We start from the raw sequence: 22,175 nt of genomic DNA, 5'->3' as shown, positions 1-22,175 counted from the left end.
GCGGGCCCGTTGCGGGCGCGGTGCGAGCGGCGGAACCCGGCAAACCTCCGTATAAAGGGCACTGGGGCGCGCCGCTCGCGGGCGCCCCGGCGCAGCCGTGGGCACGAGGAGGTTCGGGAGATGCGGCAGACGGCCCCGGAAAGCCGCGGTCCCGTGCGCTACGGGCCGCCCGCACCGGAGCCCGGCCTCCCGGTGCTGCCCGGCCTCGCGGCCCTGCTCGCCGCCGCCGTCGACCGCACCGGACCCGAACCGCCCGGCGGCGGACCCGTGCTCCGCGAGGCCGCCGCCGGCTACTGGTGGCGCCGCGGACTGCGCACCCATGCCGAGGACGTCGCCGCCGCCCCCGGCGCCCCGCCCCTGCTGCTCGCCCTGATCGCCGCGCACGGCGGCGACCTGCTGCTGCCCCGCCCCTGCCCCGCCTGGTGGACCCCGCAGGCCCGGCTCCTCGGCCGCCCCGCCTACCACGTGCCCACGCCCGCCGAGTGCGGCGGCGTCCCCGACCCGTACGCCCTCCTGGAGACCGTCCGCCGGGTCCGCGCCGAGGGCGGCCACCCCCGGCTGCTGCTGCTCTCCGTCGCCGACGACCCCACCGCCACCGTCGCCCCGCCCGAGATCCTCCGCGAGGCCTGCGAGGCCGCCGTCGCCGAGGGGCTGCACATCATCAGCGACGAGACCTGGCGCGACACCCTGCACCGCCCGCAGGACACCGTGCTGCTCAGCCCCGCCGAGATGTGCCCCGACGACGTCACCGTGCTCACCGACCTGGCCGGCGCCCTCGCGCCCGCCGCCTGGCCCTGCGCCGCCGCCCGCTTCCCGCCCGCCGCCGTCTCGCGTTCCGACCGTTACGGCGACCACCGGGCCCGGACCCTCGACATCCTCACCGCGCTCGGCGCCCTGGTCCCCGGCCCGTTCGCCCCCGCCGCCGCGCACGCCCTCGACGAACCCGAGGACGTCACCGTACGGGCCCGGCTCACCGCCCATGTGCACGGCCGGGTCGCGGCCGCCGCCCACCACGCCGTGCTCGCCGCCGGCGCCCTCGCCCGGCCCCCGCAGGCCGGCCGCCACCTCTACGCCGACCTCGGACCGCTGCGCGCCGGACTCGCCGCCCGCGGGGTCACCGACTCCCTCGAACTCGAGAACCACCTCACCGCCCGGCTCGGCACCCCCGTCCCGGGCGGTCACCGCTTCGGCGACGAACTCGGCGCGCTGCGCGTCCGGTTCGACACCGCCGCCTTCCTCGGCACCACCGAGGAGGAACGGACTCAGACCCTCACCGCCGCCCGCCCCGAGGAACTGCCGCACGTGGCCCGCGCGTTGGGCTCCTTCGGAGCCGCCCTCGACGAACTGGCCTGACAGACCGGCCTGACGGATCGACCTGACGGATCGACCTGACGACCAAGCCGGCTGACCCGACGAACGAGCCGGTCGAGAACGAGACGGTTGACGGAACACACGGAGGCCGCAGAGATGACGGAACAGACGGCACGCCCGCCCCGGGCCCCGCAGTCCGCCCGCACCCCCCACGCCCCGCACCCGGTGCCCGCGCCCCAGCCCCTCGGGCGGGTCCGGCACGACTGGCCGCGCAGCTTCGCCGACCGGCTCACCGCCCCGCTGCCCGGCGTCCGCGCCATGGCACGCCTCGCCCGCGAGGGTGCCGTGCGCCCCGGGCCCGACGGGCTCCGCGACATCCCGCTGCTGCCGTTCGCCCCCGGACCGCTGCCCGAGGCCGGGCCCGACACCCTCGCCGTCACCTGGGCGGGGCACGCCAGCTGGGTGGTCCGGGCCGGCGGACTCACCGTCCTCACCGATCCCGTCTGGTCCCGCCGCATCCTCGGCACCCCGGCCCGTCTCACCCCCGTGGGCGTCCGCTGGGAGGACCTGCCGCCGGTCGACGCCGTCGTCATCAGCCACAACCACTTCGACCACCTCGACGCGCCCACCCTCAAGCGGCTGCCCCGCCGCACCCCGCTCTTCGTGCCCGCCGGACTCGGCCGCTGGTTCACCCGCCGCCGCTTCACCCGGGTCACCGAGCTCGACTGGTGGGAGGCGGCCGAACTCGACGGCCTGCGCTTCGACTTCGTCCCCGCCCACCACTGGTCCAAGCGCACCCTGCTCGACACCTGCCGCTCCCTGTGGGGCGGCTGGGTGCTCACCGACCGGGCCGGCCGGAAGATCTACTTCGCCGGCGACACCGGCTACGGACACTGGTTCGCCGAGATCGGCCGCCGCCACCCGGACATCGACCTCGCCCTGCTGCCGATCGGCGCCTACGACCCGCGCTGGTGGCTCAGCGACGTCCACACCGACCCCGAGGAGGCGGTCCGCGCCTTCCAGGACCTCGGCGCGCGCCGGATGGCCCCCATGCACTGGGCCACCTTCGTGCTCTCCTCCGAGCCCGTGCTCGAACCCCTCACCCGCGTCCGCGACGCCTGGACCAAGGCCGGACTGCCCCGCGAGGACCTGTGGGACCTGCCGGTCGGCGCCTCAGGCGTGCTCGCCCCCTGACCGGCCGCCCGACTGTTCGCTCCCCGACTGCTCGCCCCCTGAGTGCTCCGGCGTGTCCCGGCGCGGCCCGCGCAGCCGGCGCCACAGCGCCGGCACCGCGCTGATCAGCACCGTCAGACCCACCGCCGCCAGCACGCCCTGCCAGGGCTCGGGGAACAGCGAGCCGCCCAGGATCCCGATCAGCTGGTACGTCGCCGCCCACGCCAGACACGCCGGCAGATCGCCCCGGGCGAACCGGCGCAGCGGCATCCCGGCGAGCAGGCAGGCCAGCATCACCGGGATCCGCCCGGCCGGTACGAGCCGGGACAGCACCAGGACCGGCACCTGGTGGCTCTCCAGGCGTTCCTGGGCGTGCGCGAGACGGTCCGGGGTGACCCGGGAGCGCAGCGCCGCGAGCCAGCGCGAGCCGTTGCGGGACCTGATGCCGCGCTGCCCGAGCCAGTAGAGCGCCAGGTCGCCGAGAAAGGCCGCGGAGGCCGCGACCAGGAAGACGTAGAGGAGGGAGAGCGGCGCCGTCTGGTGGAAGGCCACCACCGCCGCCGAACTCACGATGGCCCCCGTCGGTACCACCGGCACCAGCGCGCCGAACGCCACCAGGAGGAAGAGGGAGGGATAGCCGACCGCCTGCTGAGTCGACTCCGGCGGCAGCTCGCGCACCACCGCCATGACCCGGTCGATCACCGGGCGACCTCGGGCCGGACCCGCTCGCCGTGGCCGAGGAGGTGGACCGTCACCTTCGGGGCGAGCCGCGCGGCATGGCGGACGAAGTCGTCGCCGGGGGCGTGGAACTCGTGCGGGCGGACCGCGTCCAGGCCGATCGGCCAGTACGTGCCGTAGTGGACCGGCACCGCGGCCGCCGGGGACAGCGCGGCGAGCGCCTCGGCGGCGCGGCGCGCGTCCAGATGGCCGTGGCCAAGGTATGGGCCCCAGCCGCCGACCGGGAGCAGGGCCACGTCGACCGGCCCGACCGCCTCCGCCATCTCGTCGAAGAGGCCGGTGTCGCCCGCGAAGTAGGTGCGGGCCTCGCCCTCCACCACGTAACCGAGCGCGGGGGAGCGGTGCGGCCCGTACGGCAGGCGGCGCCCGTCGTGCCGCGCAGGCACCGCCCGTACCGTCACGCCCTCCACGGACAGCTCCTCGCCGGCCGCGAGCTCGGTGATCCGCAGGCCCTGCCGGGCGAGCCGGCGCAGCGCGGGAACGGCCTCGGGGGCACCGGCCGGGACGACGAGCCGGGTGCCGGGGGCGAGCCGGGCCAGCGAGGGCGGATGCAGATGGTCGGCGTGCAGGTGCGAGACGAGGACGACCTCGGCGCGGGCCGCCTCGGGCGGCGGCAGCGCGCCGCGCCGGCGCCGCAGATGGGCGAGCCGGCGCGCGAAGAGCGGGTCGGTGAGCAGACGCACGCCGGAGTCCTCGACCGTGCAGGTCGCGTGGCCCCACCAGGTGACTTCCACCGGTCCGCCGCCCTCTCCCGTCGCCGCCGGCCCGTGTCCGGGCCCGGCCGTCCGTATCGAGGGTAGATGTCCGGGGGCGCGGGCGGGGCGGGACGCCACCGGAATGCCCCTTCTTGGTATACCGCGCCCCTCCTGTGGTGCCCTCCGACGCAGTAGGGTCGCCCCATGGACGACGTTCGGGTGGCGGCGATCGCCAGCCTCACCCCGCTCGAAGAGCTCGACGACGACCCCTTCCTGGTCGACACCCGCAGCCAGCACGCCATGTGCTGCCGGTGGGCCCGGGAGCACGGCTACGTGGTGACGAGAGAGCTGCTCTTCTACGGCATCCGGCCCGACCACGACGCCCTGTGGGCCGATGTCGACGAAGGGGCCGTGGACGTCTTCGTCGCCCCGAACGAACGCGTCCTGGCCCGGGCGTTGACCGACGTCCCCGGCTTCCGCGCCGAGTGCGGGCGGCGCGGGGTGCGCCTGGAGACCGCGGGCCTCGCCGAGCCGGCGTACGACGCTCCGAAGAAGGCCGGGGTGCACCGCAGGCTCTCCATGCCCACCGCCGGGTACGACGGCTCCTGACCAGTGCCCGGGGAGCCGGGCGGAAGCCGTCGTCGCACGCCGGTCGCACGCCGGCGGCCCCGCCCCGCCCCGCCGCCGTTGTGCCACGCTGGGGGCAGGAAACGGGCGAAAGGTGACGAGGCGTGGGCGAACGGCGAGGACGGGCCGCGGGCCCGCACCGGATCCGCTGGCGGAGCGCGAGCCGCGCCCTCCTGCGGGTGATCACGGTGTGGGCGGTCTCCACGCTCACCCTGCTCCTGCTCGCCGCCCTCCTCCCCGACTTCCAGCTGCAGTCCGCCGACGGCGAGAGCCTCACCACCGTCGCCTTCACCGCCGCCTGGTGCGCGGGCGCCTTCGGCCTGCTCAGCGCCCTCGTCTGGCCGCTGATCGTGCGCGCGCTGCTGCTCGTACCGGCCCTGGTGCTCGGCCTGTTGGTGTTCTTCCTGAACGGCTCGCTGCTGCTCCTCGCGCTCCGGCTCAGCACGGACGGGCGGGCCGCCGCCGCGCCCGAGACCGCCGTGGTCGTGGCCGCCGTGATGTCGGCCGTCGCCTCCGCCACCTCCACCGCGCTCGCCGTCCGGGACGACGAGGCCTACCGGCGCCGCCTCTACCGGCTCGCCGACCGCAAACGACCCCGGGCCGTCCGCGCGGGCGCCGAGCCGGTGCCCGGCACGGTCTTCCTCCAACTCGACGGCGTCGGCCACCAGGTGCTGTCCGACGCGGTCGCCGCCGGCCGGATGCCGACGGTGGCCGAGTGGCTGGCCACCACCCACACCCTCACCTCCTGGCGCACCGACTGGTCCAGCCAGACCGGCGCCAGCCAGCTCGGCATCCTGCACGGCTCCAACGAGGACGTGCCCGCCTTCCGCTGGTACGAGAAGGACACCGGCCGGCTGATGGTCTCCAACCGGCCCGCGAGCGCGGTGGAGCTCCAGCGCCGCGCCGTCGAGCGCACCGGCGACGGCGGACTGCTCGCCCTCGACGGCGCCTCGCGCGGCAACCTGTTCAGCGGCGGCGCCGACCAGCTCGCCCTGGTGCTCTCGATGGCCGCCCGCCGCGGCCGCCGCAACCGCTCCCGGGCCGGCTACTTCGCGTACTTCTCCGACCCCGCCAACGCCGTCCGCACCGCCGGCTCCCTCGTCAACGAGGTCGTCCGGGAGATCGCCCAGTCGCTCCGCGCCCGGCTGCGCCGCGAGACCCCCCGGGTCTCGCGCGGCGGCCTCTACCCCTTCGTCCGGGCCTTCGCCACCGTCGTCGAGCGGGACGTCGTGGTCGCCGCCGTCATGGGCGACATGCTCGCCGGGCGCACCGCCGTCTACGCCGACCTGGTCGCCTACGACGAGGTGGCCCACCACTCGGGGCCGCGGGGCCGCGACACCGACCAGGTGCTCGCACGGCTCGACCGGGCGGTCGCGCTGATCGCCAAGGTCGCCGAGCACGCGCCCCGCCCGTACCGGATCGTGCTGCTCTCCGACCACGGGCAGAGCACGGGGGAGACCTTCGAGTCCGCCTACGGGCTGACGCTGAAGGAGCTCGTACGGGCCGGGTGCGGGCTGCCCGTGTCGCGCCGGGTGCGGCGTACGCGCAGTGGGTCGGAGGCCCGCGACGCGGCCCGCGACGCGCTGCGCAGCGCCCTGCACCGGCCGGTGGACGAGGCGGGGGAGGCGGGGAAGGACGGCGCGGAGGCGGCGGCCGTGGCGGCGGCCCGCGCCCCCGAACCGGTCGTGCTCGCCTCCGGCAACCTCGGCCTGGTGTCCTTCCCCGGCGTGCCGCACCGGATGACCCGCGAGGAGATCGACCGCCTCCACCCGGCCCTGCTGCGCACCCTCGCCCACCACCCCGGGATCGGCTTCCTGCTGGTCGCGAGCGAGGCGCACGGCTCGGTGGTGCTCGCCCGGGACGGGGCCGAGGTGCCGGTCGGTTCGCTGGCGGACGAGGGCCCGCTGGCGGTGTTCGGGCCGGGCGCGGCCGCCGCGGTGCGCCGCACCGACGGCTTCCCGCACGTCGCCGACATCATGGTCAACTCGATGTACGACCCCGCCGCCGGCACCGTGCACGCCTTCGAGGAGCAGATCGGCTCGCACGGCGGCCTCGGCGGTGACCAGTCCCGTCCGTTCCTGCTGTGGCCGCGCGAGCTGACCCCGCCGCCCGCCGACCTGGTCGGCGCCGAGCGGGTGCACGAGGTGCTGCGCGCCTGGCTGCGGGAGGGCGAGGGCCCGCAGGTGCCGCTGGAGATTTCCTCGTCGGGCGCCGATGCGGAAGTGGTTCTTCCGGTCGAGGGGCCCGCCGCACGGGACAAAAACGGGTGATTTGGAACGTCGTCCCGCCATCCGGACCATGGTGGCGTTTGTACGACGAGAGGCGCACCACCCCCATGAGCACGGCCACCATCGCACCCGACGCCCCGGCCCCCACGCACGACCCGCAGCAGGACGGCAAGGGCAGCAAGCACGCCCGGCGCTTCGGGCTCCCCGTCGCGACCGCCCTGGTCATGGGCAACATCATCGGCGGCGGCATCTTCCTGCTCCCCGCCTCCGTCGCCCCCTTCGGCACCATCAGCCTGCTCGCCTTCGGCGTCCTCACCCTCGGCGCGATCGCCCTCGCGCTGGTCTTCGGCAAGCTGGCCCGACGCCTCCCGCAGACCGGCGGCCCGTACGTCTACGCCCGCGCCGCCTTCGGCGACTTCGCAGGCTTCCTGGCCGCCTGGTCGTACTGGATCACCGCCTGGGTGTCGAACGCGGCCCTCGCCGTGGCCGCCGTCGGCTACCTCGACGTGATCGTCCCGGTCCACGAGTCCACGCTCGCCACCATCGCCGCGGCCCTCGCCTTCCAGTGGCTGCCCGGCCTCGCCAACCTGGCCGGCACCCGCTATGTCGGCGCCGTGCAGATCGTCGCGACCGTGCTGAAGTTCGTACCGCTGATCCTCGTCGCCGTCGGCGGGCTGTTCTTCTTCGACCCGGACAACCTCGGGCCCTTCCAGGCGAGCGGCGGCAGCGCGCTCGGCGCGGTCTCCGCCTCCGCCGCGATCCTGCTCTTCAGCTACCTGGGCGTCGAGTCCGCCGCCGTCAGCGCCGGCGAGGTCCGCGACCCGCGCCGCAACGTCGGCCGCGCCACCGTCCTCGGCACCCTCGGCGCAGCCGCCGTCTATCTGCTCGGCACCCTCGCCGTCTTCGGCACGGTCGCCCACGACAGGCTGGTCGACTCCACGGCGCCCTTCTCCGACGCCACGAACATCATGTTCGGCGGCTCCTGGGGCGGCGCCGCCGTCGCCGTGATGGCCATGATCAGCATCCTCGGCGCGCTCAACGGCTGGACCCTGCTCAGCGCCCAGGCGCCCTACGCCGCCGCCCGCGACGGCCTGTTCCCGAAGGCCTTCACGGTCAAGCGGCGCGGCGTCCCGACCGTCGGCGTCGTCGTCACCGTCGCCCTCGCCTCGCTCCTGACCGTCTACAACTACACGGCCGGCACCGAGGGCGTCTTCGAGATCCTGGTGCTCGTCACCACCTTCACCGCCACCGTGCCCTACCTGCTCTCCACCGCCGCCCAGATCCACTTCCTCCTCTCCGGCCGGCCGGAGAAGGTCTCCAAGGCCCGCCTCGTCCGGGACGGCGTCCTCGCCCTCGCCGCCTTCGGCTTCTCGATCTGGTTGGTCGCGGGCTCCGGCTACGCGGCCGTCTACCAGGGCGTGCTGTTCCTCTTCGCCGGCGTCCTGGTGTACGCGGCGATGTCGGCCCGCAAGAGCCGCGCGGGCGCCGCGGCCGGCGAGACCACGGCCCCCGGGGCGGACACCCCCGCGGAGTGAGACGCGGGCCGGGGGCGTCGGCCGGGCGGGGCGGTACGGATCACCGTGAGGCCCCGAGCTCGTGTCCGGAGCGTCCCTCCGTCCGCGCCCCGCGCCCGTGCGCGAGGACCAGTGCGAGTACCGCCGCCGCGAGCAGGGCGAGGGCCACGAGGGCCGGTACCCGCTGCACCAGCGGGCCGGCCGCGAGCCCGGCCGCGCCGCCGACGAGCAGGGCGGTCGGCCGGCGGCCGGAGGAGCGCAGCGTGATGGCCGCCGCGCCGAGGAGGAACACCCCGACACCGCCGGTCAGCGACCAGGCCACCGTGCCGTGCAGCGGCTCGGCCAGTCCGTAGTGGCCGGTGTCGGCGACCTGGGTAAGCACCTTCTTCATGCCGAGCGCGCACAGCACCACGCCCGCGACCAGCGGCAGGTGCAGGAAGGTGTAGACGTCGCGGGCGAAGCGGGTGCGCTCGTCGCCGTCGAGCGCGCCGAGCCGGTGCTCGGCCGGCTCGCCGAAACGCCGGAAGTACAGCGCCCACAGCCCGGCCGAGAGCAGCAGCCCCGCCGCGCACGCGCCGATCACCGCCGCGGTCAGCGGGAAGTCGGCCACGCCGACGCCCATCGCCACGATCGACTCGCCGAGCGCGATGATCACGATGAGACCGTGCCGTTCGGCGAAGTGGCCGGGGGAGTTGACCCGCCAGCCGGACGCGCCGGTGACGTAGATGCCGCCGTAGTCCACCAGGACCGCGCCCAGCCAGAGCAGCAGCCGCGGTGTCCCCTCGTACGCGCAGCCCGCGAGCAGCAGGACCAGCGGCGGCGCGACCGAGAGCAGCGCCGTGCGGCGCAGCGTGCGGTGCAGGGCCGTGTCGCCGGGGCTGGAGATCCGGTACGAGACCAGGTGCAGCACCCGCACCAGTCCGTACGAGATGACGAAGACCAGCGGCAACGGCAGCCCGTCGGCGGGGTCGGCGAACAGCTCCGGCACCGCGAGCGACACCACGAACACCACCGCCATCACGGTGACGAGGACCCCGAACAGCGCGCCCGCGTCGGCCCGTACGACATTGCCCAGCCAGGCGAAGCAGCACCAGCACCACCACAGCAGCGCGAGCACCACCATCGCCGCGACCACCCGGGTCGGCGACGGCGCGGCCGCCATCAGCGCCGTGACCTGCGTGATCGCGTAGACGAAGACCAGATCGAAGAACAACTCGGCGGGCGTCACCTTGTGATCGCCCTCTGTCGCCACCATCCGTGACCGATATCCGGCCGCCATGCCGCCCCCCCTCGTCACCCGGCCGCGCCCCCGCCGGCCGTCCCGGCGCGCACCCTACCGGCCCGGGCCGCCTACCGGATCGCCTCACCTCCCCTTACCTCTGACGTAATCGACGCCATCGGCCCGCCCCGGCAAGCTCAAGGCACCGGTTCCCGGGCGGCGCACTCCGTCCGGGCACCGGACCCGCACGCCGTGAACCGCCCTGCCAGGAAGGTGATCTCCCATGTCCCAGGCCCTGCTCGCCGGTCTCTCCCGCACCACCCGGCCGCGCTCCATGGTGCGCCGGTTCCTCGCCCTCGACGCCGTCGTCACCGGCGCCAACGGGCTCGCCTACGCCGTCGCCCCCGGACCGCTCGGTGAACTCCTCGGAGTGGACCGGGGGTTGCTCTTCGAGCTCGGGCTCCTCCTCGGCGCGTACGCCGCCGGGGTGGCCTGGGCGGCGAGCCGGGCGCGGCCCGCCGCCGGCGCGGTGAAGGCCGTTGTCGACATCAACCTGCTGTGGACCGTGCTGAGCGTGGTCGCGCTCGTGGCCTGGCTGGAGCCCACCACCGCCGGCACCGTGTGGACCCTGCTCCAGGCCGGCACCGTCGCCGGTTTCGCCGGCCTGCAGTGGTCCGCGCTGCGCGCCTCCGAGGCCACGCCGTAAGAGGGGGCTATCCGGTCTGCGACTGGAGATAGGCGGCGGTCGCCGGGTCGGCCGGCAGCATCGTCTCGATGGCCAGCTCGGCGACCGTCACGTCCATCGGCGTGTTGAAGGTCGAGATCGACGACACGAAGGACAGCACGTGCCCGTCGTGCTCGATCCGCAGCGGCAGCGCGAAGTACGGGTACGGCTCCGGGTCCTCCCGGTCGTCCGGGTCCGCCGTCCCCTCCGGCAGCGGATAGGCCGCCACCTCCTCGTACAGCGCGCGCAGCGGCTCCGAGCGGGCGAGCCCGATCTGCCGCTCCATCTGCGCGAGCAGATGCCCCCGCCACTCGCGCAGATTGCGGATCCGCGGCGCCAGACCCTCCGGGTGCAGCGTGATCCGCATCGCGTTCAGCGGCGGCGTCAGCAGATGCTCCGGAAGGCCCGCGAGCAGGAGCTGGACGCCCCGGTTGGCCGCCACCACCGTGTACGAGCCGTCGACCACGAGCGCCGGGAACGGCTCGTACCCCCGCAGCAGCCGCTCGATCCCCTCGCGCAGCGTCTCCAGCTCGGGCGCGTCGAGCGCCGACTCGGCGTAGCGGGGCGCGTAACCCGCCGCGAGCAACAGGGCGTTGCGGTCGCGCACCGGCACGTCCAGGTGCTCCGCGAGCCGCAGGATCATCTCCTCGGACGGCCGCGAGCGGCCCGTCTCGACGAAGGAGATGTGCCGCGCGGACGACTCCGCCCGCAGCGCCAGCTCCAGCTGGCTCAGCCGCCGCTGCTCGCGCCATCCGCGCAGCAGGGGCCCCACACCCGTGTCGGTCGCGACAGTCGTCATGGGCAGACGGTATCCCAGAGGGGGACCCGGGTACCTTCTCCCCGGGACCGCTCCGTCACCACCCCGCACACCTACCGGAGGGAGCACCACGTGCCCACTGAGCCCCTGTCGCAGAAGGAGATCGAGGACCGCCTGCGGGAGCTCCCCGGCTGGACCCTCGACGGCGACCGCATCACCCGCGGCTACGAGCTCGCCGACCACTTCGCCGCCACCGCGCTCGTCGTCCATGTCGCGCAGATCCAGCAGGAGCTGAACCACCACAGTGATCTGACGCTCGGTTACAACACGGTCTCCGTGTCCGTGAACACCCACTCCGCCGGCGGGATCACCGAGAAGGACTTCGAACTCGCCGAACGTGTCGAGGCGTTGGCCCCCGGCCACGGGGCGCGCTGACGCCCTCGCCGTACCATCCCCGCATGGGGGAGACGATTCTCGACTACGAGGCCGAGGCCGCGCGCTACGACGAGACCCGCGGCGGCGTGCCGAGGGCCGAGGCGGCGGCCGAGGCCGTCCTCCGGCTGCTGCCGCCCGGCACCCGCACCCTCCTCGACATCGCCTGCGGCACCGGTCTCGTCACCGAACGGGTCGCCCGCCCCGGCCTCACCGTGTACGGCGCCGACGCCGCCCACGCGATGCTGCGCGCCGCCGCCACCCGGCTCCCCGGGCGGGCGGTGCGCGCCGACGCCCGCCGGCTGCCCCTGCCGGACGGGGCGGTCGACGCCGTCAGCGCGGTCTGGCTGCTTCACCTCGTGCCCTTCGCCGAGGAGATCGTCGCCGAGGCCGCCCGGGTGCTCCGCCCCGGCGGGGTGCTCCTCACCACCGTCGACAAGGACGCCTGCCACGACGTCGGCAGCGACATCGACGCGCTGCTCCGCCCCCACCGGGCGCCGGACGCCGGCTCCGACCGCGCCGCGCGGATCACCGCGTACGCCGCCGCCCACGGCCTCGAACCGGCGTCCGGCACCGAGTTCACCGGCCACGGCCAGGGCGCCACCCCGCGCGGGACGGCGGCGAAGCTGCGCCGCGGCTACTACGCCTCCTGGTACCGCGGCACGCCCGCCGACACCGACGCCCTGTGCGTGGCGCTCGCCGCCCTGCCCGACCAGGACCGGCCGCGCCCCGACCCTGCCTACCGGCTCGCCCACTACGTCAGGACGGCTCCTCGCGGCTGAACGCCATCACCCAGTTCACCACCCACTCCTCCGATCCGGCGGGCGCGAAGGACTGCTCCCAGCGGGCGGTGTCCGGACCGATCCCGGTCCAGCGGAACCGCACCCGCACCGGCCGCCCCTCGTAGTGGTCGTCCCCGAGGAACAGGCCCGTGCCGTCCGCGCCGAACCGGCCCCGCACCGGCGGTTCGAGCCGGCCGGTCCGGCTGTTGGACCAGTTCAGCGTCCACTCGTCGGTCTCCGGCTCGTACAACCGCAGCGTCAGACCGCTGAAGCCCTTCGACGGGAACACGATCTCGTCGGCGTGCGCCCGGCCACCCCAGAAGAGACGCCCGGTGGTGTGCCCGTCGAACTCCTCCCATCCGCTGTCCGGATCGAGGAAGTCGGCCAGCCGGCGATTGCGCACGGTCCACCGGCCGTCCAGGAAGTCGAAGTCCCCGCCGCTCACGCGCACACCCCCGTGGTGCCCGTGGTCAGCGCGTCCGCCAGATAGCCGGACAGGTCCGGGGCGTCGGGCGCGAGCATGTGCCGTACCCAGGCCTCCCGTTCGTGCCCGAGCGGCGCCAACTCCCATACACAGCCGATCCAGTTGCGGGTGGCCGGATCGATCCGTACGAAACGGGTCGGGTCCAGGTCCGGGCAGTCGAGGGCCGGCTGCCCGGCCGCCGCGCCCGCGAAGTGCAGCACGTTGTCCCACACCCAGCTGTAGACGTTCAGATACGCGCCGGTGTCGCCGCCCCGGTGCAGCACCACGAAACCGGCCGCCGGGGTGGCGCCGTCCGGCTCCGGAAGGAGCTCGGGCAGCAGCGCGTACGCCGCCTTCTCCACCTCCGGCTCGATGCCCGCCGGGTCGGCGGTGACGTGGTAGCGCTTCAGCTGCCGGCCGGCGACCACGACCGGCGGCAGGACGAACAGGTTCTTCTCCGTGAAAGCCATGGCTGGACTGTAGGAGCGGTTCACTGACATCTTCTGTCAGTGAAGTCCAGCCGACTCCTGACGATCCTGCTGCTGCTCCAGACCCGCGGCCGGATGACCGCCGCCCAGCTCGCGGAGGAGCTGGAGGTCTCCGTCCGCACCGTCTACCGCGACGTCGAGGCCCTGCACACCGCCGGCGTCCCGCTCTACGGGGACGCCGGGCACCGCGGCGGCTACCGGCTGCTCGCCGGCCACCGCTCCCGGCTCACCGGCCTGTACGCGCGGGAGGCCGAGGCCCTCGTCCTCGCCGGGCTCCCGGCCGCCGCCGATGAACTCGGGCTCGGCGGACACTTCGCCGACGCCCAGCTCAAACTGCGCGCCGCCCTCCCCGCGCCGCTGCGCGAGCACGTCGACCGCCTGCGCGGCCGCTTCCACATCGACGCCCCCGGCTGGTACGCGGAGGACACCGGCACGCCGTTCCTGCCACAGGTCGCCGACGCCGTACGGGACGGGCGGGTGCTCGCCGTGCGCTACCGGCGCTGGAAGGAACCCACCGACGTCGACCGGCGGCTCGCCCCGTACGGCCTGGTGCTCAAGGCCGGGCGCTGGTACCTGGTCGCCGGGCCGGGACCCCGCACCTACCGGGTCGACCAGATCCTCGACCTCACCGTCACCGACGAGGACGCCGAGATCCCCGAGGACTTCGAACTCGCCGCCCACTGGCGCGCCGCCCAGGCCGACTTCCACGCCCGGCTCCACCACGGCGAGGCCGTCGTACGGATCTCCCCGCGCGGCGCCGCCCGGCTCACCGGCGCCGCCGCCCGCGCCCTCGCCGAGAACGGCACCCCCGAACCCGACGGCTGGACCCGGGCCACCCTCCCCGTCGAGGGCCCCGACCACGCGCACGACACCCTGCTCGCGCTCGGCGCGGAGGTGGAGGTCCTCGCCCCCGAGGACCTCCGCGCCCGGATCGCCGCCACCGTGCGCACCCTCGCCGCGCGCTACGCCTGACCGGCGCGGTCCGGAAAACGGGCTTTGCCGAACCGGCAAGTTCTCTCGCGTGTGCGGCAGCGGGCGCGCACGCTGTCCCCATGAGCGCTGACCACCACGCCGGGCACGACCACGGCTCCCACGACCACGGCTCCCACGGTTCCGGCCACGGCCACGGACACGACCACACCCACCTCGACTGGGCCGAGCTCGCCCCGCTGCTCACCGTGCAGGCGGAGACCCAGAGCCCCCTCTACGCGGCGGCCGCGGCCTGGCTCGCCTCCCTCCTCCCGGCCGGTCCGGTCCGCCGGGTGCTCGACGTCGGCAGCGGGCCGGGCGTCGTCACCGCGCTGCTCGCGGAGGCCTTCCCGGAGGCCGAGGTGGTCGCCGTCGACGCCACCCCGGAACTCCTCGCGCTCGCCCGGGAGCGGGCCGAGGCCCGCGGTCTCGGCGACCGGGTCGGCACGCTGCGGGCCGAACTCCCCGGCGACTTCGGCTCCCTGGGCACCGCCGACCTGATCTTCGCCAGCAACTCCCTCCACCACATCGGCGACCAGCGGGCCGCGATCGCCTCCTTCGCCGGGCTGCTCAACCCGGGCGGTGTGCTCGCCCTCGCGGAGGGCGGCCTTCCGGAGCGTCATCTGCCGTGGAACCAGGGCGTCGGCCGGCCCGGCCTTGAGGCGCGCCTCGACGCGGCGCACGCCGAGTGGTTCGGCGAGATGCGGGCCTCGCTGCCCGACAGCAAGGAGGAGATCGACGACTGGGCCGCACTGCTCACCGGCGCCGGGCTCGACCCGAGCGGCACCCGCAGCTTCCTCGCCGACGTCCCCGCACCGCTGTCGGACGCGGTGCGCGGCCAGGTCGTCGCGCACTACGAGCGCCTGCGCGACGGCTTCGGCGACCGGCTGCCCGAGGAGGACCGCGCCGCCGTCGAGCGGCTGCTCGACCCGGCGGAGCCGCTGTCGCTGCACCGGCGCCCGGACGTGTTCCTGCTGCTCGCCCGTACCGTCCACACGGCCCGCAAGCCCTGACCGACCCGGACAGGGACAGGGACAGGGCGGGGGCCCGGCGGAAGGAGATCCGCCGGGCCCCCGGCCCCGTACACCCGTCCGCGATCAGGCGCCGACGTTGAACTCGCCCGGGTTCGGGCCGAGACGGCGGCCCTCGTCGAGGACGGCGATGGCGGCCAGGTCCTCGGCGTCCAGCTCGAAGTCGAACACATCGATGTTCTCGCGGATACGGGACGGGGTGACCGACTTCGGGATCACCACGTTGCCGACCTGGAGGTGCCAGCGCAGCACCACCTGGGCCGGGGTGCGGCCGTGCTTCTGCCCGATCGCCACGATCGCCGGGACCGCCAGCAGGCCCCTGCCCGAGCCGAGCGGCGACCAGGCCTCGGTCGCGATGCCGTGCTTCGCGTGCGCCTCGCGGGACGCCGTCTGCTGGAGCTGCGGGTGCAGCTCGATCTGGTTGACGGCGGGCACGACCGAGGTCTCGCCGATCAGCCGCTCCAGGTGCTCGGGCAGGAAGTTCGACACGCCGATGGCGCGCGCCCGGCCGTCGGCCAGGATCTTCTCGAAGGCCCGGTAGGTGTCGACGTACGCGTCCTTCGCCGGCACCGGCCAGTGGATCAGGTACAGGTCGACGAAGTCGAGGCCCAGCTTCTCCAGCGAGGCGTCGAAGGCGCGCAGCGTCGAGTCGTAGCCCTGCTCGCTGTTCCACAGCTTCGTCGTGACGAACAGCTCCTCGCGCGGGAGCCCCGAGGCGGCGAGCGCCTTGCCGGTGCCGGCCTCGTTCGCGTAGATCGCGGCGGTGTCGATCGAGCGGTAACCCGCCTCCAGGGCGGTGGCGACGGCCGTCTCGGCCTCGTCGTCCGGCACCTGCCAGACACCGAAGCCGAGCTGCGGCATGGGCACGCCGTTGTTCAGGGTGAGGAAGGGGACCTTGTTGTCCGTGCTCACGAGGGATGGATCCTTACGTCGTCGGGGGGCTTCGGGGTAGTCCTCACAGCCTCAACGATCACGACGGTGATCGCATTCCGCCCACCCGCCCGCAGAGCACCCGCCCGCAGAGCACCCGCCCGCTGACCGCGCGCCCGCTGACCGCGCGGTCAGCGGTACAGCGCCTCCACCTCGGCCGCGTACGCCTGCTCGATCGCCTTCCGCTTCAGCTTCAGCGACGGGGTCAGCAGCCCGTGCTCCTCGCTGAACGGATGCGCCAGGATCCGGAAGGTGCGGATGGACTCCGCCTGCGAGACCTTGGTGTTCGCCGCGACCACCGCCCGCCGGATCTCCGTCTCCAGGGCCGCGTCGTGCACCAGTTCCGCGGGCGGCAGCGGGGGCCGGTTCTGCATCGCCAGCCAGTGCTCCACGGCCTCCTGGTCCAGGGTGACCAACGCCGCGACATACGGCCGGTCGTTGCCGACCACGATGCACTGGGAGACCAGCGGATGCGCCCGCACCCGCTCCTCGAGACCGGCCGGCGACACGCTCTTGCCGCCCGAGGTCACCAGGATCTCCTTCTTCCGCCCGGTGATCGTCAGATAGCCGTCCTCGTCGAGCATGCCCAGATCGCCGGTGGCCAGCCAGCCGTCGTTCAGGACGGCGTCCGTGGCCTGCGGATCGTTCAGATAACCGGAGAAGACATGCCCGCCGTGCAGCCACACCTCGCCGTCCTCCGCGATGTGCACCGTGGTGCCCGGCACCGGCTGCCCCACCGTGCCGTACCGGGTGCGCTCCGGCGGGTTCGCCGTCGCCGCCGCCGAGGACTCCGTCAGCCCGTACCCCTCGAAGATCGTCACACCCGCGCCCTCGAAGAAGAGCCCGAGCCGCCGGTCCATCCCCGAGCCGCCCGACATCGCGTGCCGCACCCGGCCGCCGAGCGCGTCCCGCACCTTCCCGTACACCGTCTTCTCGAAGAACTGGTGCTGCATCCGCAGCGCCGCCGACGGCCCGGGGCCGATGCCGAAGGCCTTGTGCTCCAGCGCCTCCGCGTACTTCACGGCCACGTCCACCGCCTTGTCGAAGGGGCCGCGCTTCCGCTCCTGCTCGGCGCGCCGCCGGGCGGCGTGGAAGACCTTCTCGAAGACGTACGGCACCGCGAGCACGAAGCTCGGCCGGAAGGCCTGCAGGTCGGGCAGCAGCTCGGCGGCGGCGAGCACCGGCTGGTGGCCCAGCTTCACCCCGCTGCGGATCGCGGCGACCTCCACCATCCGCCCGAAGACATGCGCCAGCGGCAGGAACAGCAGCGTGGACGCCTCGTCGCCCGGTTTGGAGTGGAACACCGACTCCCAGCGCCCGGTCAGCATCTCCGTCTCGAACATGAAGTTGGCATGCGTGATCACACAGCCCTTGGGACGGCCCGTGGTGCCCGAGGTGTAGATCACCGTCGCCACCGAGTCCGGCGTCACCGCCCTGCGGTGCCGCTGCACGACGTCCTCGTCGATCTCCGCGCCCGCCGCCGTCAGCTCCTCGACCGCGCCCGCGTCCAGCTGCCACAGGCGCTGGAGCCGCGGCAGCCGGTCGACCACCGATCCGATCGTCATCGCGTGGTCCTCGTGCTCCACCACGCAGGCCGTGACCTCGGCGTCGTGCAGCATCCACAGCACCTGGTCGGCGGAGGAGGTCGGATAGATCGGCACCGACTGGGCGCCGAGGGTCCACAGCGCGAAGTCGAACAGCGTCCACTCGTAGCGGGTGCGCGCCATGATGGCGACCCGGTCGCCGAACCGCACCCCCTGCGCGATCAGCCCCTTCGCGAGCGCCAGGACCTCGTCCCGGAAGGCCGCGGCCGTCACGTCCTGCCACTGTCCGTCGGCGTCCTTGCGGCCGAGGGCCACCCGGTGCGGATCGTTGTCGGCGTGGTCGAACACGGCGTCCGCCAGACCGCCGACCTGAGGCGCCGCCTCGACGGGCGGAACGGTGAACTCGCGCACTGACCTGCTCCTCACCCGCTCGATGTGGCACTCCGTACGGCGCGGGTGAAACTACCCCACCCCGCAGCCGGGCGGGAGGGCCTTCACCAAGCCGCGACATAACGCATTCGCACAGGTCAGCGACCGGTGAGCGGGCAAGGAAGAGTTCCCCGGACCCGGTTGCCCGATCGCGGGCGAGCCCCGGGGGCCCGAATCTCCACCGAATCTGTACGGAGCGATCACTGCGACACCCGACGGCCGGGCGCAGGTCCCGTACCCGGCCCCGCCTGTTCCCGGCGACGTCACCGCGGCCGGTGCAGCCGGTCCCCGCCCGCCAGGATCGCCGCGGCCAGCGCGTCCGCCGCCTCCTGGGTCGGCCCCCGTCGCCGGCCCTTGCGCAGCACGAAGTCCACCGGACCGAGCTCCGGCAGCCCGGCCCGCGCCGGGAGCTCGACAAGCCCCGCCGGCAGCAGACCGCGGGTGTGCGCCATCACCCCGAGCCCCGCCCGCGCCGCCGCCACGTTCGCGCTCAGACTGCTGCTGGTGCAGGCGATCCGCCACGGCCGGCCCTGCGCCTGCAGCGCCTCCAGAGCGCGTGCCCGGGTGATCCCGGGCGGCGGGAAGACGATCAGCGGCACCGGACGCTCCGGGTCGAGCCGCAGCCGCGGCGCGCCGATCCACACCAGCACGTCCTGCCAGACCAGCTCCTCGCCGCCCTGTTCCGCCCGGCCGCCGCCCTGTTCCGCCCGGCCGCCGTCCGGCTCGCCCCGGCCACCGTCCGGCTCGACCGGGCCGCCGCCCTGATCCGCCCGGCCGCCGCGCCGCTTGGCCAGGATCAGGTCGAGCCGCCCCGCCTCAAGACGCGCCTGGAGCGTGCCGGACAGCTCGACCGTCAGCTCCAGGTCGACCTCGGGGTGCTCGCGCCGGAAGGTCTCCAGGATCTCCGGCAGCCGGGTCGTCACGAAGTCCTCCGACGCGCCGAACCGCAGCCGCCCCCGCAGCCGCGTCCCGGTGAAGAAGGCCGCCGCCCGCTCGTGCGCCGCGAGGATCGCGCGGGCGAAGCCGAGCATCGCCTCGCCGTCCTCGGTCAGCTCCACACCGTGCGTGTCGCGGACGAAGAGGGGCCGGCCGGTCGCCTCCTCCAGGCGCCGCACATGCTGGCTGACCGTCGACTGGCGCAGCCCGAGACGCCGGGCGGCCTGGGTGAAACTCAGCGTCTGGGCGACCGCGAGGAAGGTGCGCAGCTGGGTCGGCTCGTACACACCCCGACGATAGCGCCGCGAGCGGCGCTTATCACGATTCGCGATGACAGTCAGTGCGCTGTGCGGCGTTCCCGATCGCCGGCCCGTCCACCAGGATGGACCCATGAGCCCCCGCACACCCCGTACGCCCCGCCGACCCCTCCTGCCGACCTGGCTGCCGATCGACCCGTACATCCTGGCGCTGCTCGCGACGGTCGGGCTCGCCGCGCTGCTGCCCGCCTCCGGTGCGGCGGCGACGGTCGCGGACGGGGCGGCGACCGGGGCGGTCGCGCTGCTCTTCTTCCTCTACGGGGCGCGGCTCTCGACCCGCGAGGCGCTGGACGGCCTGAAGCACTGGCGGCTCCACGGCACCGTTCTGGCCTGCACCTTCGTGGTCTTCCCGCTGCTCGGCCTGGCGGCCCGGGGCCTGGTCCCGACGGTCCTCACCCCCGACCTCTACAGCGGCCTCCTCTTCCTCTGCCTCGTGCCGTCGACCATCCAGTCCTCGATCGCCTTCACCTCGATCGCACGCGGCAACGTGCCCGCCGCGATCTGCGCGGGCTCCTTCTCCTCGCTGGCCGGCATCCTGATCACCCCGCTGCTCGCGGCGCTGCTGCTCGGTCACAGCGCGGGCGGCTTCTCGGCGGACTCGGTCGTCGAGATCGTGCTCCAGCTGCTCGTACCGTTCCTCGCGGGACAGTTCCTGCGCCGCTGGGTGGGCGGATTCCTGGTCCGGCACAAGAGGACGCTGGGCTACGTCGACCGGGGCTCGATCCTGCTCGTCGTCTACACCGCCTTCAGCGAGGGCATGACCCGCGGCGTCTGGCACCTGGTGACCCCCGCCCGGCTCGGGCTGCTGCTCGTCGTCGAGGCGGTGCTGCTGGCCATGATGCTGGGGCTGACCTGGTACGGCGCGAAGCGGCTCGGCTTCGGCCGGGGGGACCGGATCGCCATCCAGTTCGCCGGCTCCAAGAAGAGCCTGGCCGCCGGACTGCCCATGGCCAGCGTCCTGTTCGGCGCGCAGGCCTCGCTCGCCGTGCTGCCGCTGATGCTCTTCCACCAGATGCAGCTGATGGTCTGCGCGGTCATCGCCCGCCGCCGGGCCCGCGACCCGGAGGCGGTGGAGCCGGCGAAGGCGAACGACGGGCGGGTCGCGGTGCCGGCCCCGTAGGCTCCACGGATGGACAAGATCATCACACTCATCACGACGGAGGCCACACCCACGGCCCCCGCACTCGTCCTGCGCCCCTGGCAGTCGTCCGACGCCCCCGGCCTGGTCGAGCCGGCGCGGGACGCCGACCTGCGCCGCTGGACGAGCATGGCCGTGGACGACGCGGCCGGGGCGGCGGACTGGGTGCGCGAGCAGCAGCGGGGCTGGGCGGCGGGCACGCGTTTCGCGTTCGCCGTCCTGGAGCCCGAGGAGCCGGGCGGGGCGGCGCGGATGGTGGGGCACGCGGTCCTCAACGGCGTCGCGCCCGGCGCCTCGTCCGCCGAGGTCGGCTACTGGACCGCCGCGCACGCGCGCGGCCGCGGCGTGGCGCCCCGGGCCCTGCGGGCCCTGACGGACTGGGCCTTCGCCACGTTCGCCGGTGACGGACTCACCCTCCTGAAGCTCCTGCACCAGGAGGACAACACGGCGTCGTGCAGCGTCGCGCGGAAGGCCGGCTACGAGCTGGACTCGGTCCTGCCGGCGGCGCCTCCCGCGTATCCCCGGGACGGGCATGTGCACGTCCGCGCGTACGGGGCGTGAGCACTCCCGACAGGGCGCCGGGGCGCCGGGGCGCCGGGGCGCAGGGACGCAGGGGCGCGGAGGCGTGGGCGCCCCCGTTGGCGGGATCACGCCCCCGCCCGCCCCGGGATGATCATCGGGCCCGATACGGTGCTCCCATGCCCGCACTCGATCCCGGCCGCACCGCGCTCGTCCTCGTCGACCTGATGGAACGCATCGTCGCGCTTCCCCTCGCCCCCCGCCCGGGCAGCGACGTGCTCGTCACGGCCGGCCGGCTCGCCGAGACCTTCCGGGCCGCCGACGCGCCCGTCGTCCACGTCCGCGTCGAACGCCCCGGCGTGGACACCCAGCCGCCCGGCAGCGACCTCGTCGCCGAACTCGTGCGCCCCGGAGACGAGATCGTCGTCAAGCGCACCATCGGCGGTTTCCACGCCACCGGACTGCACGAGCTGCTCCAGAAGCACGGCGTCACCACCCTCGTGTTCGGCGGCATCGCCACCAACCTCGGCGTCGAGTCCACCGCCCGCGCCGCCGGTGACCTCGGCTACGACCTCGTCTTCGCCGAGGACGCCATGACCGCCCTCACCGCCGACGAGCACCGCGCCTCCGTCCAGCTCGACTTCCCGCGCCTCGGCACCGTCGCCCCGGCCGACGCCGTCACCCTGGACGGGGCCCGGTGACCCGGGTGCCGATACGGTACGGGGCCCGCCCCTGCTCCCTCGTCGTGTGCCGCGGCTGCTGCTGCGGCGACGCCCGCAAGAACCCCGGCCAGGACCACGACGGCCAGCTCGCCCGGCTCCGGGAGGCCGCCGTGGCCTCCGGCGGCCGTCTGGTCGTCCGTACCAGCGACTGCCTCGGCCCGTGCGCCCAGGCCGATGTGCTCGTCGTGCAGCCGTCCACCGAAGGGCGGCGGCGCGGCGGCCGGGCGGCGTGGCTCGGCTGGAGCGCCGACCAGGACTGCCTCGACGAGGTCCTCGCCTGGACGGAGGCCGGCGGCCCCGGCCTCGTACCGCCGCCGCCCACCCTGGAACTCCAGATGATCGACCCGCCGAAGAACCAGGGACCGGGCAAGACACCCCCAGGGCCTGTCCCGCCCTAGGCCGTGTCTGACAAATAGCGTCGTCCGCCCGCAGGGCGGGGCGCGCGGCGTCCGGTGCGTGCAGGCGCAAGGCGGAGGATCATCCTCGTAC

23 protein-coding genes are annotated in these 22,175 nt (G+C 74.5%); 14 read left to right on the top strand and 9 right to left on the bottom strand.

Features of this window, described 5'->3' with window-relative positions; genetic code table 11:
• The first annotated feature begins 120 nt into the window (after positions 1-120).
• Both AB0M18_RS29935 and AB0M18_RS29930 read left to right on the top strand, forming a co-directional pair.
• A complete protein-coding gene (locus tag AB0M18_RS29935) occupies positions 121-1,353 on the top strand; it encodes an aminotransferase class I/II-fold pyridoxal phosphate-dependent enzyme (RefSeq protein WP_365763465.1) in 1,233 nt (410 codons plus the stop codon).
• 114 nt (positions 1,354-1,467) lie between these two features.
• Positions 1,468-2,505 (top strand): MBL fold metallo-hydrolase, encoded by a 1,038-nt coding sequence (locus tag AB0M18_RS29930; protein ID WP_365763463.1) that lies wholly within the window; start codon positions 1,468-1,470, stop codon positions 2,503-2,505.
• Here the strand turns inward: AB0M18_RS29930 and AB0M18_RS29925 are convergent.
• Both AB0M18_RS29925 and AB0M18_RS29920 read right to left on the bottom strand, forming a co-directional pair.
• Positions 2,485-3,171, bottom strand: coding sequence for a DedA family protein (locus AB0M18_RS29925; protein ID WP_365763587.1), 687 nt, complete (start codon positions 3,169-3,171; stop codon positions 2,485-2,487). The two genes, AB0M18_RS29930 and AB0M18_RS29925, sit on opposite strands and share 21 nt — an antisense overlap.
• An 11-nt stretch (positions 3,172-3,182) precedes the next feature.
• Entirely contained in the window at positions 3,183-3,956 is a 774-nt protein-coding gene (locus tag AB0M18_RS29920) for an MBL fold metallo-hydrolase (RefSeq protein WP_365763461.1), read from the bottom strand.
• Between the two features lie 165 nt (positions 3,957-4,121).
• On the opposite strand from AB0M18_RS29920, the gene AB0M18_RS29915 reads away from it, so the two are divergent.
• The 3 genes from AB0M18_RS29915 to AB0M18_RS29905 all read left to right on the top strand — a co-directional run bounded on the left by AB0M18_RS29915 (position 4,122) and on the right by AB0M18_RS29905 (position 8,307).
• Complete coding sequence (locus AB0M18_RS29915; RefSeq protein WP_365763459.1) at positions 4,122-4,526, top strand: hypothetical protein; 405 nt, start codon at positions 4,122-4,124, stop codon at positions 4,524-4,526.
• A 197-nt stretch (positions 4,527-4,723) separates the two neighbouring features.
• Positions 4,724-6,814 carry a phage holin family protein gene (locus AB0M18_RS29910; protein ID WP_365763585.1) on the top strand — a complete coding sequence of 697 codons (2,091 nt, stop codon included), beginning with the start codon at positions 4,724-4,726 and terminating at the stop codon, positions 6,812-6,814.
• 65 nt (positions 6,815-6,879) lie between these two features.
• A complete protein-coding gene (locus AB0M18_RS29905; RefSeq protein ID WP_365763457.1) occupies positions 6,880-8,307 on the top strand; it encodes an amino acid permease in 1,428 nt (475 codons plus the stop codon).
• 40 nt (positions 8,308-8,347) lie between these two features.
• Here the strand turns inward: AB0M18_RS29905 and AB0M18_RS29900 are convergent, their stop codons facing one another.
• Entirely contained in the window at positions 8,348-9,541 is a 1,194-nt protein-coding gene (locus tag AB0M18_RS29900) for a low temperature requirement protein A (RefSeq protein ID WP_365763455.1), read from the bottom strand.
• A gap of 247 nt (positions 9,542-9,788) precedes the next feature.
• Here AB0M18_RS29900 and AB0M18_RS29895 point away from each other — a divergent pair, with 247 nt between their 5' ends.
• The gene (locus tag AB0M18_RS29895) at positions 9,789-10,211 is read left to right on the top strand and encodes a hypothetical protein (RefSeq protein ID WP_365763453.1); all 423 of its coding nucleotides are present in this window, start codon (positions 9,789-9,791) and stop codon (positions 10,209-10,211) included.
• 7 nt (positions 10,212-10,218) lie between these two features.
• On the opposite strand, the gene AB0M18_RS29890 is transcribed toward AB0M18_RS29895, so the two are convergent.
• Entirely contained in the window at positions 10,219-11,028 is an 810-nt protein-coding gene (locus tag AB0M18_RS29890; RefSeq protein WP_365763451.1) for a helix-turn-helix transcriptional regulator, read from the bottom strand.
• Positions 11,029-11,118: 90 nt separating this feature from the next.
• On the opposite strand from AB0M18_RS29890, the gene AB0M18_RS29885 reads away from it, so the two are divergent.
• Positions 11,119-11,421, top strand: coding sequence for a 4a-hydroxytetrahydrobiopterin dehydratase (locus AB0M18_RS29885; protein ID WP_365763449.1), 303 nt, complete (start codon positions 11,119-11,121; stop codon positions 11,419-11,421).
• 35 nt (positions 11,422-11,456) lie between these two features.
• Positions 11,457-12,200 (top strand): class I SAM-dependent methyltransferase, encoded by a 744-nt coding sequence (locus AB0M18_RS29880; protein ID WP_365763583.1) that lies wholly within the window; start codon positions 11,457-11,459, stop codon positions 12,198-12,200.
• Here the strand turns inward: AB0M18_RS29880 and AB0M18_RS29875 are convergent.
• Both AB0M18_RS29875 and AB0M18_RS29870 read right to left on the bottom strand, forming a co-directional pair.
• Positions 12,178-12,645 (bottom strand): hypothetical protein, encoded by a 468-nt coding sequence (locus AB0M18_RS29875; RefSeq protein ID WP_365763447.1) that lies wholly within the window; start codon positions 12,643-12,645, stop codon positions 12,178-12,180. The genes AB0M18_RS29880 and AB0M18_RS29875 overlap by 23 nt on opposite strands.
• Entirely contained in the window at positions 12,642-13,133 is a 492-nt protein-coding gene (locus AB0M18_RS29870) for a hypothetical protein (RefSeq protein ID WP_365763445.1), read from the bottom strand. Before AB0M18_RS29870 ends, AB0M18_RS29875 begins: the two co-directional genes overlap by 4 nt.
• A 39-nt stretch (positions 13,134-13,172) precedes the next feature.
• Here AB0M18_RS29870 and AB0M18_RS29865 point away from each other — a divergent pair, with 39 nt between their 5' ends.
• Both AB0M18_RS29865 and AB0M18_RS29860 read left to right on the top strand, forming a co-directional pair.
• On the top strand, positions 13,173-14,123 hold the full coding sequence (locus AB0M18_RS29865; protein WP_365763443.1) for a WYL domain-containing protein: 951 nt from the start codon (positions 13,173-13,175) through the stop codon (positions 14,121-14,123).
• A gap of 80 nt (positions 14,124-14,203) precedes the next feature.
• On the top strand, positions 14,204-15,133 hold the full coding sequence (locus AB0M18_RS29860; RefSeq protein WP_365763441.1) for a methyltransferase: 930 nt from the start codon (positions 14,204-14,206) through the stop codon (positions 15,131-15,133).
• Positions 15,134-15,217: 84 nt separating this feature from the next.
• On the opposite strand, the gene AB0M18_RS29855 is transcribed toward AB0M18_RS29860, so the two are convergent.
• From AB0M18_RS29855 to AB0M18_RS29845, 3 genes are all read right to left on the bottom strand, one after another.
• Complete coding sequence (locus AB0M18_RS29855; RefSeq protein ID WP_365763581.1) at positions 15,218-16,012, bottom strand: aldo/keto reductase; 795 nt, start codon at positions 16,010-16,012, stop codon at positions 15,218-15,220.
• Between the two features lie 200 nt (positions 16,013-16,212).
• A complete protein-coding gene (locus tag AB0M18_RS29850) occupies positions 16,213-18,036 on the bottom strand; it encodes an AMP-binding protein (protein WP_365763439.1) in 1,824 nt (607 codons plus the stop codon).
• Between the two features lie 281 nt (positions 18,037-18,317).
• Complete coding sequence (locus tag AB0M18_RS29845) at positions 18,318-19,277, bottom strand: LysR substrate-binding domain-containing protein (protein ID WP_365763437.1); 960 nt, start codon at positions 19,275-19,277, stop codon at positions 18,318-18,320.
• Between the two features lie 103 nt (positions 19,278-19,380).
• On the opposite strand from AB0M18_RS29845, the gene AB0M18_RS29840 reads away from it, so the two are divergent.
• The 4 genes from AB0M18_RS29840 to AB0M18_RS29825 all read left to right on the top strand — a co-directional run bounded on the left by AB0M18_RS29840 (position 19,381) and on the right by AB0M18_RS29825 (position 22,084).
• Positions 19,381-20,427 (top strand): bile acid:sodium symporter family protein, encoded by a 1,047-nt coding sequence (locus AB0M18_RS29840; protein WP_365763435.1) that lies wholly within the window; start codon positions 19,381-19,383, stop codon positions 20,425-20,427.
• A gap of 9 nt (positions 20,428-20,436) precedes the next feature.
• A complete protein-coding gene (locus AB0M18_RS29835) occupies positions 20,437-21,006 on the top strand; it encodes a GNAT family N-acetyltransferase (RefSeq protein WP_365763433.1) in 570 nt (189 codons plus the stop codon).
• A 137-nt stretch (positions 21,007-21,143) separates the two neighbouring features.
• Positions 21,144-21,665 carry an isochorismatase family protein gene (locus AB0M18_RS29830; protein WP_365763431.1) on the top strand — a complete coding sequence of 174 codons (522 nt, stop codon included), beginning with the start codon at positions 21,144-21,146 and terminating at the stop codon, positions 21,663-21,665.
• Positions 21,662-22,084: a (2Fe-2S) ferredoxin domain-containing protein gene (locus AB0M18_RS29825; RefSeq protein WP_365763430.1), complete on the top strand. Its 423-nt coding sequence runs from the start codon at positions 21,662-21,664 to the stop codon at positions 22,082-22,084. Before AB0M18_RS29830 ends, AB0M18_RS29825 begins: the two co-directional genes overlap by 4 nt.
• The last annotated feature ends 91 nt before the right edge of the window (positions 22,085-22,175 follow it).

The organism is Streptomyces sp. NPDC051909, assembly GCF_040681095.1.
GTDB lineage: Bacteria > Actinomycetota > Actinomycetes > Streptomycetales > Streptomycetaceae > Streptomyces.
The sequence above is the reverse complement of the archived record's forward strand: the minus strand, read 5'-3'. Positions and strand labels throughout refer to the sequence as shown.